Origin of the sequence: Streptomyces sp. NPDC003038 (genome assembly GCF_040611115.1) — a bacterium.
Classification (GTDB): domain Bacteria; phylum Actinomycetota; class Actinomycetes; order Streptomycetales; family Streptomycetaceae; genus Streptomyces.
Window position 1 is genome coordinate 158,721 of the sequence record NZ_JBEXNN010000014.1, and the last position, 15,481, is coordinate 174,201.

The window sequence follows — 15,481 nt, forward strand, 5'->3', positions numbered from 1 at the left end:
CGATGGGAAAGTTGACAGTGCTCGCGCTGCGCGCCGTGCTCGTGGGGCTGCTGGCCGGCTCGGTGTTCGTGCAGGCGGTGATGGTGCCGCTGCTGGCCGCCGATCTGGACGAGGTCGGGGGCGAACTCGCGCACCTGCGCGTACCGGTCCTCGTGATCGTGCTCCTGGGGGTCGTGACGGCCCAGGTGGTCCTGGTCTGCGTGTGGCGGCTGGTGACCATGGTGCGCGGCGGCACGGTGTTCTCCCACGCCGCCTTCCGGTACGTGCACATCGTGATCGGCGCGATCGTGGCGGCCGCCCTCCTGGTGTTCACGCTCGCGGTCCTCCTGGCGCCGGGCGAAGCCGTTCCTCCGGGCGTGATCCTCCTGATGGGCGGGGTCGTCCTGGCGGTCCTGGGGGTCGCGCTCATCGTGCTCGTGCTGCGGATGCTGCTCGCCCAGGCCGTCGCGCGCGACGTCGAAGCGGCGCGGATGCAGGCCGAGCTGGACGAGGTGATCTGATGCCGATCGCCGTCGACATCGACGTGATGCTGGCCAAGCGGAAGATGTCCGTGGGCGACCTCGCGGAACGGGTCGGGATCACCCCCGCCAACCTGGCGGTGCTCAAGAACGGCCGTGCGAAGGCGGTGCGCTTCGCGACGCTCGCCGCGCTCTGCGAGGCGCTGGAGTGCCAGCCGGGAGACCTGCTGCGCTGGGAGGCCGAGGACGCCGCCGACGGGTGACGTCCGCCGCCGGCGAGGGGCGACGCACGCTGTCGTGCCCCGCGTCGGGCACCGTCATCCGGCCACGGTGTCGCCTTGACGATGGGCCACCCTCGACAGTCGGCCCCAGCGGCTCCTACGGCCTCCAGTCCCCGAGGTACGTCTCCCGCGTGTGCGCGGCTCGTGGACGGCGCGAACACCCCGGCGCCTCGCCGGGGTGGACGTGCAGCGGGAGCGGGGTGAGACGGCCGGCCGGGTCGACGCCCCGGTCGGCGACCGGAGACTTAACGAAAACGATTGTCATGGTGTTATGGTCAGGGCTCCGCCGCACCTTGCATGCTCCTGGGGTCTGCCTTGCATTCGCTTGAAAGTTCACATATATGCCGCAGGGGACTCCAGTCCCTCGCCGCGCTGGCTGTCTGCTCGGCCATGCTCACGGGTTGTTTCGCCGCCGGTGACTCCGCCGCGACCAGGTCCGGCGACAGCCGCCTACGCGTCGCGATGATGCAGCCGCCACGGTCAGGTCTCTCGCCGCTGACGGACGACGCGTTCAAACTGTCGCGCTGGTCCACCGCCGAAACGCTGGTCAGGCTCGATCAGGACGGCGACGCCGCACCCGCGCTCGCCACCGGATGGAAGCAGTCCGGCAAGACCTGGACCTTCACCCTCCGCGAGGGCGTGACCTTCCACGACGGCACCGGCCTGACCGCGCAGTCGGTCGTGACATCGCTGACCGCCGCCGCGAGCGCCTCGCCCAAGCCGCGCATTCTCGACGGCGTCGAGCTTTCGGCGGAAGCCGTGGACCCGCGCACGGTCACCGTCACCACCGCGACCGTGGACCACCTCGTCCCGCAGCGGCTCAGTTCGCCGCAGTTGTCGATCCTGGCCGCCAAGGCGTACGCCGGCAGGACGGTGAATCCCGTGGGCGCCGGAACCGGACCGTTCGAGCTGGTCAAGGTGAACGGCACGGCATCGGCGACGCTGGAGCGCTACGAGGGCTACTGGGGAGGCAAGGCCAAGGCAGCGGGCATCGACGTGAAGTTCGTGCCGGACGGCACCGCGCGGGCCGCCGCGCTGCGCAGTGGTGAGGCCGACATCGTGGAAGCGGTACCGGTCTCCCAGGCCGGACTGCTGGACGAGAAGCTGATCACCGAGGTGCCGATGCCGCGCACCAACACCCTCTACCTCAACACCGCGTCCGGCCCTTTCAAGGACGCGGGGCTCCGGGCGGCGGCGCGCCAGGCGATCGACGCCGGAAAGATCGTGCAGAGCGTCTACGAGGGACGGGCCGATGTCGCCCAGGGGCTGCTGGGCCCCGCCCTGCCGTGGGCCGCGAAGCTTCGCCAGGGCGTCGCGCGCACCCCGGCCGCCGAGCCGGGCGGCGCCGAGATCACGATCGGTACGTACACCGACCGGGCCGAGCTGCCCGAGGTCGCCCAGATCCTGCAACAGCAGCTCCAGGCCGTCGGATTCAAGGTCAAGCTCGATGTGCGCGAGTACGCCAACATCGAGGCGGACGCCCTGGCGGGCCGGTTCGACGCGTTCATCCTGTCCCGGGCCACCGTTCTCGACTCCGGTGACGCGGCGGCGTACCTCTTCAGCGACTTCGCGAGCAAGGGTTCCTTCAACATCTCGCGCCTCGCCGACGCGGGCGTCGACCAGGCACTGACCGCAGCCTCCGAGACCGCGGTCGGCGAGGGCCGCCGCAAGGCGGTCATCGACGCGGAAGCTGCCGCGCTCGCCACCGACGCCGCCGTGCCGATGCTGCACGAGCGTGTCATCCAGGGCGACGCGCAGGGCGTGTCCGGCGTCGCGCACGACCCGCGCGAGCGGGAACTCGTCACGATCGACACGTACGTCAAGTGAGGGCCGGACTCACCAGGGCGGCCGCCCTGGCCGCCGTGCTCACCGTGGTGGGGCTGCTGCCCTGGCTGTCCGGCAAGGATCCGGCGCTGAGCCTGCTGCGTGCGAAATCCGCCGAACAGGAGCCCACCCCCGAGGCGCTGGCCGCCATTCGCGCGGACCTCGGTCTGGACGCGGGCCCGCTCGGCTTGCTCGGACGGTGGGCGGCCGGGCTGCTGCGCGGTGATCTGGGGGCCTCCTGGGTGTCGGGGACGGAGGTGCTGCCGTCGGTGGCCGCCGGCCTGCAGGTGTCGCTGGCGCTGATGGGCGCGGCTCTGGTGGTGGCGCTCCTGGTGGCAACCGCGCTGGTCGTGCCGGTGCTGATACGAGGGCGGGGCACGTCCGGGGCCTTCGCCGCGATGCTCACGTCCGTACCCGAATTCCTGTTCTCCACCGTGCTGTTGATCTTGGCCGGGGTGGGGCTCGGCTGGCTGCCGACCTCGGGCTGGGCCGGTCCGGCCCACGTGGTCCTTCCCGCCCTGGCCCTCGGCCTCCCGGCGGGCGGGCTGCTCGGCCGCCTGGTCGCCGAGGCCCTGCCCCCCGTTCTCGACGAACGGTGGGCGCATCTGTGGCGCGGCGCCGGCGTCAGCCACCCGCGGGTCGCCCTGGGCGCGCTGCGGCGCGTAGCTCCGCCGCTGGCCGGGCAGTTCGGGATGGTCGCCGTCGGTCTGAGCGGCGGTGCGGTCGCCGTGGAGACGATCTTCGCGATCCCCGGGCTGGGCCGCACCACCCTCGGCGCCGTCAAGTCCCAGGACGTTCCGCTGCTCCAGGGCTCGGTCCTCGCCCTGCTCGCGCTCGGCCTGCTGGCGGGTGCCGTGGCCTCGGTGCTGCGCAGGCGGCTGCTCGGCCCGGCGCTGCGGGAAGCCGGTCTCACGCTGCCGGCGCCCCGCCCCCTGAAGGTGCCCGCGGCCATCCCGGTCGCGCTCGGCGTCGTGCTCGCCGGGCTGATCGGGTGCGGCCTGCTGCGCGATCCGTACACCATCGACACCGCCGCCCGCCTGGCCGCGCCGTCAGGGGCGCACCCGCTCGGCGCCGACGCGCTCGGCCGCGACGTGCTGGCCCGGCTCGGACACGGTGCGGCGGCCACCGTCGGCACGGCGGCCGTCGTCTGCCTCCTCGGGTATGTGATCGCGCTCGCCCTCGGCTTCCTGCCGAACCTCGCGACGGGACTGGCCGACATCGCCAATGCCCTTCCCCCGGTGCTCGTCGGCGTCCTGGTCGCCGCCGTCCTCGGCGCCGGCGCGGGCGGGGCCGCGCTGGCCGTCGCGCTCGTCTCCTGGCCTTCGCTGACGGCCCATGCCGCCGCGCTGGTCGAAGAGATACGGGCCTCCCGCTTCCTGCTGGCCCAGAAGGCGATCGGCGCGAGCCCGGCCTGGATCCTGACCCGGCACGTCCTGCCCTCGGTGGCCGTCCCGGTGGCCCGGCACGCGGTGCTGCGCCTGCCCGGTATCGCCCTCGCACTGGCCGCGCTGGGTTTTCTAGGCCTGGGCGCCCAGCCGCCGTCCCCCGAGTGGGGCCTGCTGCTGGACGAGGCCGCCGACTACGTGGAGCGCGCCCCGGTGGCGGCCCTCGCCCCGGCCGTGGCGCTGGCGCTCCTCGCCGCCCTCACCGTCACCCTGTCCGCGTACACCGGGCCCCGGCGCGCCGGGCACGTACGCCTGCGAAAGAAGACGAGTTCCGGTGCGCTCTGACCCTCTCCTCTCGGACCCTCTCCTCTCTGACCCCCTCCTCCCTGACCCTCTCCTCTCGGTACGTGATCTGCGCATCTCCTTCGGCGGCGTCGAAGCCGTCCGCGGCGTCTCCTTCGACGTACGGCCCGGTGAAGTGCTCGCCCTGGTCGGGGAGTCCGGGGCCGGGAAGTCGCTGACCGCCCGGGCCGTACTCGGCATGGCCCCGCGCGAGGCGGAGGTCGCGGGCGGTGTGCTGCTGCGCGGCGAGCCGATCAGCCCCTCCCACTGGGGCCGGCGCGTCGCGCTCATCCCGCAGGACGCCCTTTCGGCCCTGTCTCCCGTGCACCGCGTCGGCCCCCAACTGGCTCTGGCCGTACGCGGCGTACGAAGGCTGTCGGCGAGCAGGGCGCGAGCCAGGACCGAGGAGGCTTTGGAGCAGGTCGGCATCCCGGCCGCCCGATGGAGCGCGTATCCACACGAGTTCTCCGGCGGGATGCGCCAGCGCGCCGTCATCGCGATGGCCACGGTCAACGAACCGGACCTGGTGGTCGCCGACGAACCGACCACCGCGCTCGACCCCGAGACGCGCACCCGGATCCTGAAAGTGCTGGCCGAGCGGTGCCGGGCGAGCGGCGCCTCGCTCCTCCTGGTCACCCACGACCTCGACGCCGTGCGCGAGCACGCCGACCGGATGGCCGTCATGTACGCCGGCCGGCTCGTCGAGTACGGCCCGGTGGACCGGGTCCTGGCCCGGCCCGCAGCCCCGTACACCGCCGCCCTCCTCGCCTCCCTCCCTGCGGGCGATCACCCGCGCAAATCCCGGCTGCCCGCCATCCCCGGCCAGCAGCCCGCGCCCGACGCACTGCCGCCCGGATGCGCCTTCGCACCGCGCTGCGCGCACGCCACGGACCGCTGCCGCGCGGAAGTGCCCGTACCGCGCCGCTGGGACGGGCGCGAGGTCGCCTGCCATCTCAACGTCCTGGAGCAGGTATGAACCCGCGTCGCCTGAACCCGCGCCGTCCGCTGCTCGACGTCCGTGACCTGGTCGTCCGGTACGGGACGCGGACCGCGGTCGACGGGGTGTCGTTCTCCGTGGCCGCCGGCGAGACGGTGGGTCTGATCGGCCCGTCCGGCTGCGGCAAGTCCTCGACCGCGGACGCCGTCCTGCAGCTGCGCCCCCCGCACAGCGGGCAGGTGTGGCTGGACGGCACCGAGCTGACCGCACTGGACGAGAAGCGGCTACGGCCGTTCCGGCCCCGCATCCAGCCCGTGTTCCAGGATCCCTACGGTTCGCTCAGCCCGCGCAGGCCGCTGCGCGAGCAGATCGCCGAGCCCCTGCGCGTCCAGGGCCGCTGGTCCCGGGCGACCGGTCCCGGCCGGGTCGCCGAGCTCCTCGACACGGTCGGCCTCGACGCCTCCCACGGCGAGCGGTTCCCGCACGAACTCTCCGGCGGGCAGTGCCAGCGCGCCGGGATCGCCCGGGCCCTGGCGAGTGATCCCCGCCTCCTGGTCCTCGACGAGCCCGTCTCCGCCCTCGACCCCTCCCTGCGTGCCGGAGTCCTGAACCTCCTTCTCGACCTCCAGGAGCGGCTCGGCCTCGGATACCTCTTCATCTGCCACGACATGCCCGTCGTCCGGCACTTCTGCGACCGGGTCCTGACCATGCGAGCCGGAAGGCTCATGGCGTGACTCCGCTCGCCCGGCTGCTGATCGGCAGCCAGTTCGCCTTCAACGTCGGCTTCTTCGCCGTACTGCCCTACCTCGCCGACCACTTGGGAGGCACGCTGGGCCTGGGCGGCGCACTGGTCGGGCTGGTCCTGGGCCTGCGCACCTTCAGTCAGCAGGGCATGTTCGTGGTCGGCGGCGCACTGACCGACCGGTACGGCCCCCGGCCCGTCGTCCTCACGGGATGCGCCCTGCGCGCGGCGGGCTTCGTCTGGCTGGGTCTGGCCCCGACGACCTGGTCGGTGATCGCCGCCGTGGTCCTGGTCGGTTTCGCCGCGGCTCTCTTCTCCCCCGCCGTGGAGACCGAGATCGCGCGGGAGGCCGTACGGATCGAGAAGACCGGCGGCCCCGTGCGTACACGCGTCCTCGCGAAGTTCTCGGCCGGCGGGCAGGCCGGCGCTCTGCTCGGCCCGCTCGTCGGTACGGTCCTGCTCGGCGCGGGCTTCCGCGGCTCGTGCCTGGCCGGAGCCGCCGTCTTCATCCTCGTCCTGGCCGGCCACTGGCGTCTGATGCCTCCTGCCGAGCCGACGGGCACGCGCGAGCGGTTCGCGCTCCGTCCCCTCCTGCGCAACCGCCGTTTCCTGGCCCTCGCCCTGGCCTACTCCACCTATCTGCTCGCCTACAACCAGCTCTACCTCGCCCTCCCCGCCGAACTCGACCGGGCCACGGGCACGCAGCAGGCGCTCGGCTGGCTGTTCGCCCTCTCGTCCGGCATGGCCGTCCTCGGCCAAGTGCCCGTGGAGCGCTGGGCCGCGGCACGCCTCAGCCTGCCCGCGATGATCCGCTGCGGCCTGGCCGTGATCGCCGCCGCCTTCGCCGCGACCGGCGCCCTGCTGCCCCTGGACGGGATCTGGCCCGCCCTCGCCTTCGTCGTCCTGCTCACCCTCGGTCAGATGCTGGTCGTCCCCGCCGCCCGCGCCTACGTCCCCGAACTGGTCGACGCCCGCCGCCTCGGCCTGTTCACCGGCGCGCTCTCGTCGGTCTCCGGACTGGTGGTCCTCGCCGGCGGCGCACCGGCCGGAGCTCTCCTCGACCTTGACGGCCCGGCGCCCTGGCTGGTCCTGAGCACCCTCCCCGTACTGGGCCTGCTGCTCGTGCCGCGCGGCGCCGCGGACGCGGTGACCGCCCGTACGGATCAGCGGGACGCCGGCCGCCCCGGGCCGCCGCAGTCCCTCGGTGTCACTTAGCGCCCGCGGGCACACGGGAGGCCAGCGCCAGGCAGGCGGCGGCCACGGAGAGCGAGGCGAGGAGGGCGAAGAGGTGCGCGTGGCCGCCGAGGGGTGCGGCGAGGGCGGCTCCCGCCCAGGGGGCGAGGGCCGCGGCGATGTGGGCCGGGGCACCGAGGAGGGCGGAGAGGCGGCCGTAGTGGGCGGTGCCCCAGCGGTCGGTGACGGCGGTGGCCTGGAGGAGGGTGAGGTTGCCGCGGACGATTCCGGCGACGACGGCGAGGAGGACGAGCAGGGGTACGGGGCCCGGGATGAGGGCGAGGGCTGCCGTGGTCGCGCCGCCGAGGGCGATCAGGGTGACCGTGCGGGTGGTGACCGAGGTGCGCAGGGAGAGGCCGGCGTAGAGGGTGCGGCCGAGGGTCTGGCCGGCGCCGCCGAGGCCGAGGGCCCAGGCGGCGGTTGTCGCGTCGGCGCCGCGTTCGGTCAGGAGCGGGATCAGGCCCATGACCACCGCGTACATGGCGAATCCGGACAGGGTGAAGGCCGCGGCCAGCAGCAGGAAGGGGCGGCTGCGCGTGACCGGTGTGCGGTCGGCGGCTGGTGGTGTCGGGGGCGCCGCGGGCCAGGGGGCGCGCAGGGCCAGGGCGTGCGCCGGGATGGTGACGGCGGCGAGGACGACCGCGAGGACCACGTACGTGGCCCGCCAGCTGAGGTGTGCGGCGAGGGTGGCCGTCAGCGGGGCGAAGACGGTGGAGGCGAGTCCGCCCGCGAGGGTGACGATGGTCAGGGCCCGGATGCGGTCGGGACCCCACCAGCGGGTGATGGCGGCGAAGGCGGGGGAGTAGAAGGTGGCCGCCATGGCGATGCCCGCGAGGAACCAACCGGCCGTGAAGACCGCGAGGCCGGGCGCCGCGGCGATCACCAGGACGGCGAGGGTGCCGAGCACGGAGCCGCCGGTCATCACGGCGCGGGGACCGTGGCGGTCGAGGATGCGGCCGATCGGGATTCCGGCGACCGCGGACACCAGCAGGGCCAGGGAGAACGCCGCGGTGGCGGAGGTGACCGACCAGCCGGTGTCGGCCGTCAGGGGCGCGAGCAGGACGGGGAAGGCGTAGTAGACGATGCCCCAGCTGGTGATCTGGGTGGCGCACAGGGCGGGGAGGGCGGCGCGCGGCCGCGACCGGAGGCCTGTACCGGTCGCGGCCGCGTCGGCCCGGATGTGCGGCACGTCGGTCAGCAGCCGCCGGAGGAGGCCGGGGCGCCGATGGTGAGTGTGGCGGGGGCCGCGCAGCAGCCGCCGCCGGTGCTCTCCTCGGCTTGGGGCTGGTCGAAGAGGCCGGCGCCGCCGCAGACGCCGGTTTCGGGGAGGGTGAGTTCGACGCGCTCGGCGGCTTCCTGGTCGCCGGCGAGGGAGGCGGCGATGGAGCGGACCTGCTCGTAGCCGGTCATGGCGAGGAAGGTGGGGGCGCGGCCGTAGGACTTCATTCCGACGAGGTAGACGTTCTTCTCCGGGTGGGAGAGCTCGTTGACTCCGTGGGGGTAGACGGTGCCGCAGGAGTGCTGGTTGGGGTCGATGAGCGGGGCGAGTGCGACGGGGGCCTGGAGGCGCTCGTCGAGGCCCAGGCGGAGCTCGTTCAGGAAGGAGTGGTCGGGGCGCAGGCCGGTGAGGACGATGACCTCGTCTACGGGATCCAGGCGGCGGCCGTCCTCGGAGATGAGGACCAGTTGGTCGCCCGTCTTCTCGACGCGGCCGGTGCGGAAGCCGGTGACGGCGTCGGCGTGGCCCTGGTCGACGGCGGCCTTGGCGGCGAGGCCCAGGGCGCCGCGGGCGGGGAGCTGGTCGGCGGTGCCGCCGCCGAAGGTGGAGCCGCTGATGCCGCGGCGCAGGATCCACACGGCGTGGGTGGCGGACTCCTCCTTGGCGAGGTCGGCCAGGTAGGCCAGGGCGGTGAAGGCGGAGGCGCCGGAGCCGATGACGGCGGTGCGCTTGCCGGCGTAGCGGGCGCGGACGGCCGGGTCCTTGAGGTCGGGGATGCGGTAGGAGACGCGGTCGGCCGCGGCCGGCTCCCCGAGGGCGGGGAGGCCGTCGCCGCCGATGGGGCTGGGAGTGGACCAGGTCCCGGAGGCGTCGATGACCGCGCGGGCCAGCAGGCGCTCCTCGGTGCCGTCGGCGTTCAGGATGCTGAGGGTGAAGGGCTGCTGCTCGCGTTCGGCGTCGACGATCCGGTCGCGGCCGAGGCGGGAGACGCCGGTCACGGTGGCGCCGTAGCGGACCTTGTCACCGAGGACGTCGGCGAGGGGCTGGAGGTACTGCTCCGCCCAGTCCGCGCCCGAGGGATAGGCCGAGCCGTCGGGGGCGGTCCAGCCGGTGGGCGCGAGGAGCTTCTCGGCTGCCGGGTCGACGACCTCGGACCAGGTGGAGAAGAGCCGTACGTGACCCCACTCGCGCACCGCGCTGCCGGCGACGGGCCCGGCTTCCAGGACCAGGGGCGTGATGCCGCGCTCGGTGAGGTGCGCGGCGGCGGCCAGGCCGGCCGGGCCTGCTCCGATCACGACGACGGGAAGCTGCTGCTCGCTCATGACGTTGATCTCCTGAACTTGGCCTTGGGATTGGCCTTGGGATTGAGCCTCGGCCTGATTCGATGTCTGTCGATGTCGATGGCCTGAGCTTGCCACCCGTATCGATGAGTGTCAACATAGACGTATGTCGAATTCTCAGGTGGTCGAGCTTCCGGTCCTGCCGACCGGCCCGGCCGTTCCGTGCTGCCCTCCGCTCACCTCGGCCGAGCTGTCGCAGGCGGACGCGGAGAAGATGGCCGTGATGTTCAAGGCGCTGGCGGATCCGGTCCGCCTGCGGCTGTTCTCCAAGGTCGCCTCCCACGCGGGCGGCGAGGCCTGCGTGTGCGACATCGCGGATGTCGGAGTCTCCCAGCCCACCGTCTCCCACCACCTGAAGAAGCTGCGCGAGGCCGGGCTCCTCACCTCCGAGCGGCGCGGCACCTGGGTCTACTACAAGGTCGAACCGTCGGTGGTCGCGGCGATGTCGGCCCTGCTCGACCTGCCGAACTGACGGGGAGCGCCGCCGAGGGTGGCGCACGACATCGGCGCCTCACGACAGGAGGTACGGGGATGGCCACAGGAGAAGAGCACGCCGGCGCGACCGGAGCACCTGCCGATCCGGGGCTCTACGGCCCCGCGTCCGTCACCTGGCAGTGCCACGGGGATCCGATGATGTGGATCGCCGGAGTCCGCGCGCTGTACCTCCAGGCCCTGCACCCGCGCGCCGTCCGCGGGGTCATCGAGAACTCGGCCGCGTTCGAGTCGAAGAGGGGCCGACAGGACGCCTGGGGGCGGCTGCTGCGCACCGCGGACTTCGTCGGAGCGATCACCTACGGCACCACCGAGGCCGCCGAGCGGGCCGGTGCCCGCGTCCGCGGGATCCACCGGAGGCTGTCCGCCACCGACCCGGCGACCGGCGAGCGGTTCCCCGTGGACGATCCCGAGCTGCTGCTGTGGATCCACTGCGCGCAGATCGACAGCTTCCTGCACGTCCTGCGCCGCTCCGGCGTCCCCCTCACCCCGGCCCAGGCCGACCGCTACGTCGACGAGAACCGGGTCAACGCCCGCCTCGTCGGCCTCGATCCGGCCACCGTCCCCGCCGACACCGCCCGGCTGGCCGCTTACTTCGACACGGTCCGCCCCGTGCTCGCCGCCGGAGCCGACGCCCACGCGGTGGACGCCTTCCTGCGCAGCCCGCCCGTCCACCCGCTCCTCGTCCCCGGCCGGCATCTGGTGTGGCGCCCCCTCGCCGGCCTCGCGTACGGTTCGCTGCCCGGCTGGGCGCACCAGCTGTACGGGCGACCCGCACCCGCCCCACGCCGCGTCACCCGGCGCCTGCGCCTCACCGGACACGTGCTGCGCAGCATTCCCGCAGGTCTGCGCTGGCAGCTGCCGCCAGGTCACATCTTGAGAGCGATGCGTCGCATGGGCCCCGGGAGCCGCCCCTCGACGTACACACTGCGCACATCAGCGGCCATACTGGACCGGCCGGGGAGGGCGTAGCACGACGACGGGGGCGACTTCACGACATGGCGGAGTCCAGACTGATCCAGGGCCGGTACCGGTCGCTCGATCTGATCGGGCGCGGCGGCATGGGCGAGGTGTGGCGGGCCCGGGACGAATCGCTGGGCCGCCAGGTCGCCGTGAAGTGCCTCAAGCCGCTCGGGCCGGAGCAGGACGCCCACTTCACCCAGGTGCTGCGCGAGCGGTTCCGCCGGGAGGCGCGCGTCGCCGCGTCCCTCCAGCACCGGGGCGTCACCGTCGTCCACGACTTCGGCGACGACAGCGCGGCCGGCGGCCCCCTCTATCTCGTCATGGAACTCCTCGAAGGCCGCAACCTCAGCCAGCTCCTGGAAGACAACGAAACGCGCCCGCTCCCCGTGGACGTGGTCGTCGACATCGCGGAGCAGATGGCCGCCGCCCTCGGCTACACCCACGACCAGGGCGTCGTCCACCGCGACCTCAAGCCGGCCAACATCATGCGGCTCACCGACGGCACGGTGAAGATCTGCGACTTCGGCATCGCCCGGCTAGCCCACGACATCGGCTTCACCGCCAAACTGACCGGCGGCTCCATGGCCATGGGCACCCCGCACTACATGTCGCCCGAGCAGATCGCGGGCGGCGAGGTGGACCACCGTAGCGACCTCTACTCCCTCGGCTGCGTCCTGTACGAGATCGCCACCGGCGCCCCGCCCTTCGACCTCGGCGACTCCTGGTCCGTGCTGGTCGGCCACCGCGACACCGCGCCCGTGCCGCCGCGTGAACACCGTCCCGAACTGCCCGAATACTTCGCCCAGGTGGTTCTGGACCTGCTCGCCAAGCGGCCCGAGGACCGGCCGGGCGACGCCCGCCACCTGCACCGCCGGCTCGTCGAGGCGCGCGTCGGCCCGAGCGGACCGCCCGGCGCCCGGGCCCCGCTCCCGGCATGGGCCCGCGGCATGACCGCCGGGCGCAAGGCCGGGCAGGATGCCCGTCCCGCGAGCGGTGAATGGGCCGTCCTCACCGGCTCCTGGACGGCCGCACGGTCCGTCGCCGGGAACCGCGCCGACCGCCCGAGCGGCCCGCAGCCCCTCGTCCGCCCCGAGCCGGCCGAGGACCCGCGGCTCACCTCGGCGTACGGGATCTCGCGCCGCCCCCGACCCGGCGTCGGCGGCCTCGGCCCGGGCCCCGGCCCGCGCGGGAAGGGCCCCGACGCGCTCGCCGCGGGCCACGCGCGCGCCTACGCCCTGAGCCGCGCCGGCCGGCCCGAGGAGGCTCTGGCCGTGTACGAAGCCGTGGCCGAGGGGCGCACGCGGGTCCTCGGCCCGGACCACCCGGACACCCTCGCGGCGCGACAGGAGGCGGCGTACGAAAGGGGCAGGCTCGGGCGCCACGGGGAGGCGTACGACATCTACCGCGCGGTGCTCGTCGCCCGTGAACGCACCATGGGGCCGCGCCACCCCGACACCCTGCGCTGCCGCCACAACCTGGCCTGCGCCCTGGGCGCCCTGGGCCGGTTCGCGGACGCCCACGCCACCGCCGTGGAGGTCGCCGCCGACCGGGCGGCCGTGCTCGGCGCGGAGCACGCGGACACGCTGCTGACCCGGTACGAGGTGGCGTACGCCCTCGGCCGGCTGGGCCGCTGGGAGGAGGCGCTGGCGGACTTCCGCCATGTCGCCGCCGTACGGGAGCGGGTGCTCGGCCGCGACCACCCCGACACCCTCGCGGCGCGCTACGAGGTCGGCGTCGCGCTCGGCCGCACCGGGCGCTTCGAGCAGGCCCTCGACCTGTTCCGGGCCCTCGTCCGCGACCGCACCCGCGCGTACGGGGCCGCCGACCCCGAGACGCTCCGCGCCCGGCACGTCCTCGGCGTCAACCTGGGCCGGCTGGAACGCTGGGACGAGGCGGTGGCCGAGGCGCGGCAGGTGGGCGCCGCCCGCGCGGAGGTGCTCGGCCCGGAGCACCCCGACACCCTCGCCAGCCGTCGGGAACTCGCCGCCGGGCTCGGCCGGCTGGGCCGCTGGGAGGAGGCGCTGCCCGTCTACCGCGACGTGGCGGGCATCCGCGAGCGGGCCCTCGGCGACGAGCATCCCGACACGGCACTGGCCCACGCCGACGAGGCGTACTGCCTGGAGCGGCTCGGCCAGGTGTGCTACCAAGAGCCATGACGACCTCGCGGGGCACCGGGCAGGGCGTGTTCGAGAAGGCCGTGTACGACGCGGTGATCGTGGGCGGCGGGCACAACGGCCTGGTCGCCGCCGCGTACCTGGCCCGGGCGGGCCGTTCGGTGGCGGTGCTGGAGCGGCTCGGGCACATCGGCGGCGCCGCGATCTCCAGCCGCCCCTTCGCGGGCGTGGACGCCCGCCTGTCGCGCTACTCGTACCTCGTCTCCCTGCTCCCGGCCAAGATCGTGCGCGAGCTGGACCTGCGGTTCGCCGTGCGCAGGCGCACGGTCTCCTCGTACACGCCCACCGAGCGCGGCGGCCGGGCCGGCGGACTGCTCGTCGGCGGCGGCGCACGGCGCACCAGGGAATCCTTCGCACGGCTGACCGGCTCGGAGCGGGAGTACGAGAGCTGGCGCGCCTTCTACGCGGCGACCGGACGGGTCGCCGCCAAGGTGTTCCCCACGCTGACCGAGCCGCTTCCCACCCGAGAGGGGCTGCGGGCCCGGATCGACGACGAGGCCGCCTGGCGGATGCTGTTCGAGGAGCCGCTCGGGCATGCGGTGGAGCGGCACTTCGCCGACGACCTCGTCCGGGGCGTGGTGCTCACCGACGCTCTGATCGGCACCTTCGCGGACGCGCACGACCCCTCGCTCGCGCAGAACCGCTGCTTCCTCTACCACGTCATCGGCGGCGGAACCGGTGACTGGGACGTCCCCGTGGGCGGCATGGGCGCCCTGACCGACGCACTCGCCGCGGCCGCGCGGAAGGCCGGCGCGGAGATCGCCACCGGGCACGAGGTGCTGCGGATCGACAAGGACGGGACCTCACCGGCCGAGGTGGTCTTCCGTACGGCGGCGGGGGAGGGGCGGATCGTCGGGCGCACGGTGCTGGTCAACGCCTCGCCGCGGGCGCTGGCCGGACTCCTCGGCGAGACACCGTCCGACGGGCCGGCCCCGGAAGGGGCCCAGCTCAAGGTCAACATGCTGCTGCGGCGGCTGCCCCGGCTGCGGGACACCGCCGTGGACCCGCGCGAGGCCTTCGGCGGCACCTTCCACATCGCCGAGGGGTACGCCGAACTCGCCCGGGCCTACGCGGAGGCCGCCGCCGGGGAACTGCCGTCCGCACCGCCCTCGGAGATCTACTGCCACTCGCTGACCGACCCGACGATCCTCGGGCCGAAGCTGGTGGAGCAGGGCTACCAGACGCTCACCCTCTTCGGACTGCACACCCCGGCGCGGCTGTTCGGGAGGGACAACCAGGGCGCGCGAGAGACGCTGCTCACCGCTACGCTCGCGCAGCTCGACGCGCACCTGGCCGAGCCGCTCACCGACTGCCTGGCCTTCGACGCGGACGGCCGCCCGTGCATCGAGGCGAAGACCCCGCTGGACCTGGAGCGCGAACTGCGCCTGCCCGGCGGCCACATCTTCCACCGCGACCTGTCCTGGCCGTACGGGTCCGGCCAGGGCGAAGGCACCGGCCGGTGGGGCGTGGAGACCGCCCACCGCAACGTACTGCTGTGCGGCGCGGGCGCGGTGCGCGGCGGCGGCGTCAGCGGGGTCCCCGGCCACAACGCGGCGATGGCGGTGCTGGGGAACTGACCCCGTCAGCGCGTGGGTTCGATGACGACGATGGGAATCTCGCGGTCCGTCTTGCTCTGGTACTCGTCGTACGACGGCCAGTGCTTGAGCATCAGTGGCCAGTACGCGGCGCGTTCCTCGGAGGTCGCCGTGCGGGCCGTGCCCTGGAGGGTCTCGGGGCCGACCTGGATGCGGACCTCGGGATGCGCAGTGAGGTTCTTGTACCAGGAGGGGTGCTCGGGGGCGCCGCCGTTGGAGGCGACGAGGAAGTAACGGCCCTCGTCCTCGCCGTAGATGAGAGGGGTCCGGACGGGGTTGCCGGAGACGCGGCCCACGGTGGTGAGCAGGAGGGTCTGGGTGCCGTTCCAGTGGTGGCCCTCGGCTCCGTTCGAGCCGATGTACAGCTTGACGTGGTCCAGCTGCCAGCTCCCCGGCTTGGGGTCGGTGGGGTTGGCCCAGTCGATGTCGGTCGTCATATGGCTCTGCCTGCCTTCGCGTTGAACGGTCGACAAACCTCAGCAACGAGCATCAACAC

At 73.7% G+C, this 15,481-nt stretch carries 15 protein-coding genes; 11 read left to right on the top strand and 4 right to left on the bottom strand.

What is annotated here, in order from left to right:
• Positions 1–2 precede the first annotated feature (2 nt).
• The gene (locus ABZX75_RS19640) at positions 3–500 is read left to right on the top strand and encodes a DUF2975 domain-containing protein (RefSeq protein WP_355412090.1); all 498 of its coding nucleotides are present in this window, start codon (positions 3–5) and stop codon (positions 498–500) included.
• Positions 500–721, top strand: coding sequence for a helix-turn-helix transcriptional regulator (locus ABZX75_RS19645; protein ID WP_355412092.1), 222 nt, complete (start codon positions 500–502; stop codon positions 719–721). Before ABZX75_RS19640 ends, ABZX75_RS19645 begins: the two co-directional genes overlap by 1 nt.
• A 115-nt stretch (positions 722–836) precedes the next feature.
• Here the strand turns inward: ABZX75_RS19645 and ABZX75_RS19650 are convergent, their stop codons facing one another.
• Positions 837–1,004, bottom strand: coding sequence for a hypothetical protein (locus ABZX75_RS19650; RefSeq protein WP_355412095.1), 168 nt, complete (start codon positions 1,002–1,004; stop codon positions 837–839).
• Positions 1,005–1,129: 125 nt separating this feature from the next.
• On the opposite strand from ABZX75_RS19650, the gene ABZX75_RS19655 reads away from it, so the two are divergent.
• Genes ABZX75_RS19655 through ABZX75_RS19675 form a run of 5 tightly spaced genes read left to right on the top strand, consistent with a single transcriptional unit; the run spans position 1,130 to position 7,184 of the window.
• A complete protein-coding gene (locus ABZX75_RS19655; RefSeq protein ID WP_355412096.1) occupies positions 1,130–2,566 on the top strand; it encodes an ABC transporter substrate-binding protein in 1,437 nt (478 codons plus the stop codon).
• Positions 2,563–4,293, top strand: coding sequence for an ABC transporter permease subunit (locus tag ABZX75_RS19660; protein ID WP_355412098.1), 1,731 nt, complete (start codon positions 2,563–2,565; stop codon positions 4,291–4,293). The genes ABZX75_RS19655 and ABZX75_RS19660 overlap by 4 nt, the downstream gene beginning before the upstream one ends.
• Positions 4,283–5,266, top strand: coding sequence for an ABC transporter ATP-binding protein (locus ABZX75_RS19665; RefSeq protein ID WP_355412100.1), 984 nt, complete (start codon positions 4,283–4,285; stop codon positions 5,264–5,266). The genes ABZX75_RS19660 and ABZX75_RS19665 overlap by 11 nt, the downstream gene beginning before the upstream one ends.
• Positions 5,263–5,961 (top strand): dipeptide/oligopeptide/nickel ABC transporter ATP-binding protein, encoded by a 699-nt coding sequence (locus ABZX75_RS19670; protein WP_355412102.1) that lies wholly within the window; start codon positions 5,263–5,265, stop codon positions 5,959–5,961. The genes ABZX75_RS19665 and ABZX75_RS19670 overlap by 4 nt, the downstream gene beginning before the upstream one ends.
• A complete protein-coding gene (locus ABZX75_RS19675) occupies positions 5,958–7,184 on the top strand; it encodes an MFS transporter (protein ID WP_355412104.1) in 1,227 nt (408 codons plus the stop codon). The genes ABZX75_RS19670 and ABZX75_RS19675 overlap by 4 nt, the downstream gene beginning before the upstream one ends.
• On the opposite strand, the gene ABZX75_RS19680 is transcribed toward ABZX75_RS19675, so the two are convergent.
• Together ABZX75_RS19680 and ABZX75_RS19685 are read right to left on the bottom strand one after the other, a co-directional pair.
• On the bottom strand, positions 7,177–8,391 hold the full coding sequence (locus tag ABZX75_RS19680; protein WP_355412106.1) for an MFS transporter: 1,215 nt from the start codon (positions 8,389–8,391) through the stop codon (positions 7,177–7,179). The genes ABZX75_RS19675 and ABZX75_RS19680 overlap by 8 nt on opposite strands.
• A 5-nt stretch (positions 8,392–8,396) precedes the next feature.
• The gene (locus ABZX75_RS19685; protein WP_355412108.1) at positions 8,397–9,743 is read right to left on the bottom strand and encodes an FAD-dependent oxidoreductase; all 1,347 of its coding nucleotides are present in this window, start codon (positions 9,741–9,743) and stop codon (positions 8,397–8,399) included.
• 124 nt (positions 9,744–9,867) lie between these two features.
• On the opposite strand from ABZX75_RS19685, the gene ABZX75_RS19690 reads away from it, so the two are divergent.
• Genes ABZX75_RS19690 through ABZX75_RS19705 form a run of 4 tightly spaced genes read left to right on the top strand, consistent with a single transcriptional unit; the run spans position 9,868 to position 14,967 of the window.
• A complete protein-coding gene (locus ABZX75_RS19690) occupies positions 9,868–10,233 on the top strand; it encodes a metalloregulator ArsR/SmtB family transcription factor (protein ID WP_355412110.1) in 366 nt (121 codons plus the stop codon).
• Positions 10,234–10,292: 59 nt separating this feature from the next.
• Positions 10,293–11,225, top strand: coding sequence for an oxygenase MpaB family protein (locus ABZX75_RS19695; RefSeq protein ID WP_355412112.1), 933 nt, complete (start codon positions 10,293–10,295; stop codon positions 11,223–11,225).
• 26 nt (positions 11,226–11,251) lie between these two features.
• On the top strand, positions 11,252–13,372 hold the full coding sequence (locus ABZX75_RS19700; protein ID WP_355412114.1) for a serine/threonine-protein kinase: 2,121 nt from the start codon (positions 11,252–11,254) through the stop codon (positions 13,370–13,372).
• Complete coding sequence (locus ABZX75_RS19705) at positions 13,369–14,967, top strand: NAD(P)/FAD-dependent oxidoreductase (protein WP_355412116.1); 1,599 nt, start codon at positions 13,369–13,371, stop codon at positions 14,965–14,967. The genes ABZX75_RS19700 and ABZX75_RS19705 overlap by 4 nt, the downstream gene beginning before the upstream one ends.
• A 5-nt stretch (positions 14,968–14,972) precedes the next feature.
• On the opposite strand, the gene ABZX75_RS19710 is transcribed toward ABZX75_RS19705, so the two are convergent.
• Complete coding sequence (locus tag ABZX75_RS19710) at positions 14,973–15,422, bottom strand: nitroreductase family deazaflavin-dependent oxidoreductase (protein WP_355412118.1); 450 nt, start codon at positions 15,420–15,422, stop codon at positions 14,973–14,975.
• Between the last annotated feature and the right edge of the window lie 59 nt (positions 15,423–15,481).

What these genes read in the sequence shown, in the direction of transcription:
- ABZX75_RS19655 (WP_355412096.1), top strand. Translation starts at nt 1,130, where the DNA reads ATGCTCACGGGTTGTTTCGCCGCCGGTGACTCCGCCGCGACCAGGTCC.
- ABZX75_RS19670 (WP_355412102.1), top strand. Translation starts at nt 5,263, where the DNA reads ATGAACCCGCGTCGCCTGAACCCGCGCCGTCCGCTGCTCGACGTCCGT.
- ABZX75_RS19690 (WP_355412110.1), top strand. Translation starts at nt 9,868, where the DNA reads ATGTCGAATTCTCAGGTGGTCGAGCTTCCGGTCCTGCCGACCGGCCCG.
- ABZX75_RS19710 (WP_355412118.1), bottom strand. Translation starts at nt 15,422, where the DNA reads ATGACGACCGACATCGACTGGGCCAACCCCACCGACCCCAAGCCGGGG.
- ABZX75_RS19705 (WP_355412116.1), top strand. Translation starts at nt 13,369, where the DNA reads ATGACGACCTCGCGGGGCACCGGGCAGGGCGTGTTCGAGAAGGCCGTG.
- ABZX75_RS19650 (WP_355412095.1), bottom strand. Translation starts at nt 1,004, where the DNA reads ATGACAATCGTTTTCGTTAAGTCTCCGGTCGCCGACCGGGGCGTCGAC.
- ABZX75_RS19640 (WP_355412090.1), top strand. Translation starts at nt 3, where the DNA reads ATGGGAAAGTTGACAGTGCTCGCGCTGCGCGCCGTGCTCGTGGGGCTG.
- ABZX75_RS19685 (WP_355412108.1), bottom strand. Translation starts at nt 9,743, where the DNA reads ATGAGCGAGCAGCAGCTTCCCGTCGTCGTGATCGGAGCAGGCCCGGCC.
- ABZX75_RS19645 (WP_355412092.1), top strand. Translation starts at nt 500, where the DNA reads ATGCCGATCGCCGTCGACATCGACGTGATGCTGGCCAAGCGGAAGATG.
- ABZX75_RS19700 (WP_355412114.1), top strand. Translation starts at nt 11,252, where the DNA reads ATGGCGGAGTCCAGACTGATCCAGGGCCGGTACCGGTCGCTCGATCTG.
- ABZX75_RS19695 (WP_355412112.1), top strand. Translation starts at nt 10,293, where the DNA reads ATGGCCACAGGAGAAGAGCACGCCGGCGCGACCGGAGCACCTGCCGAT.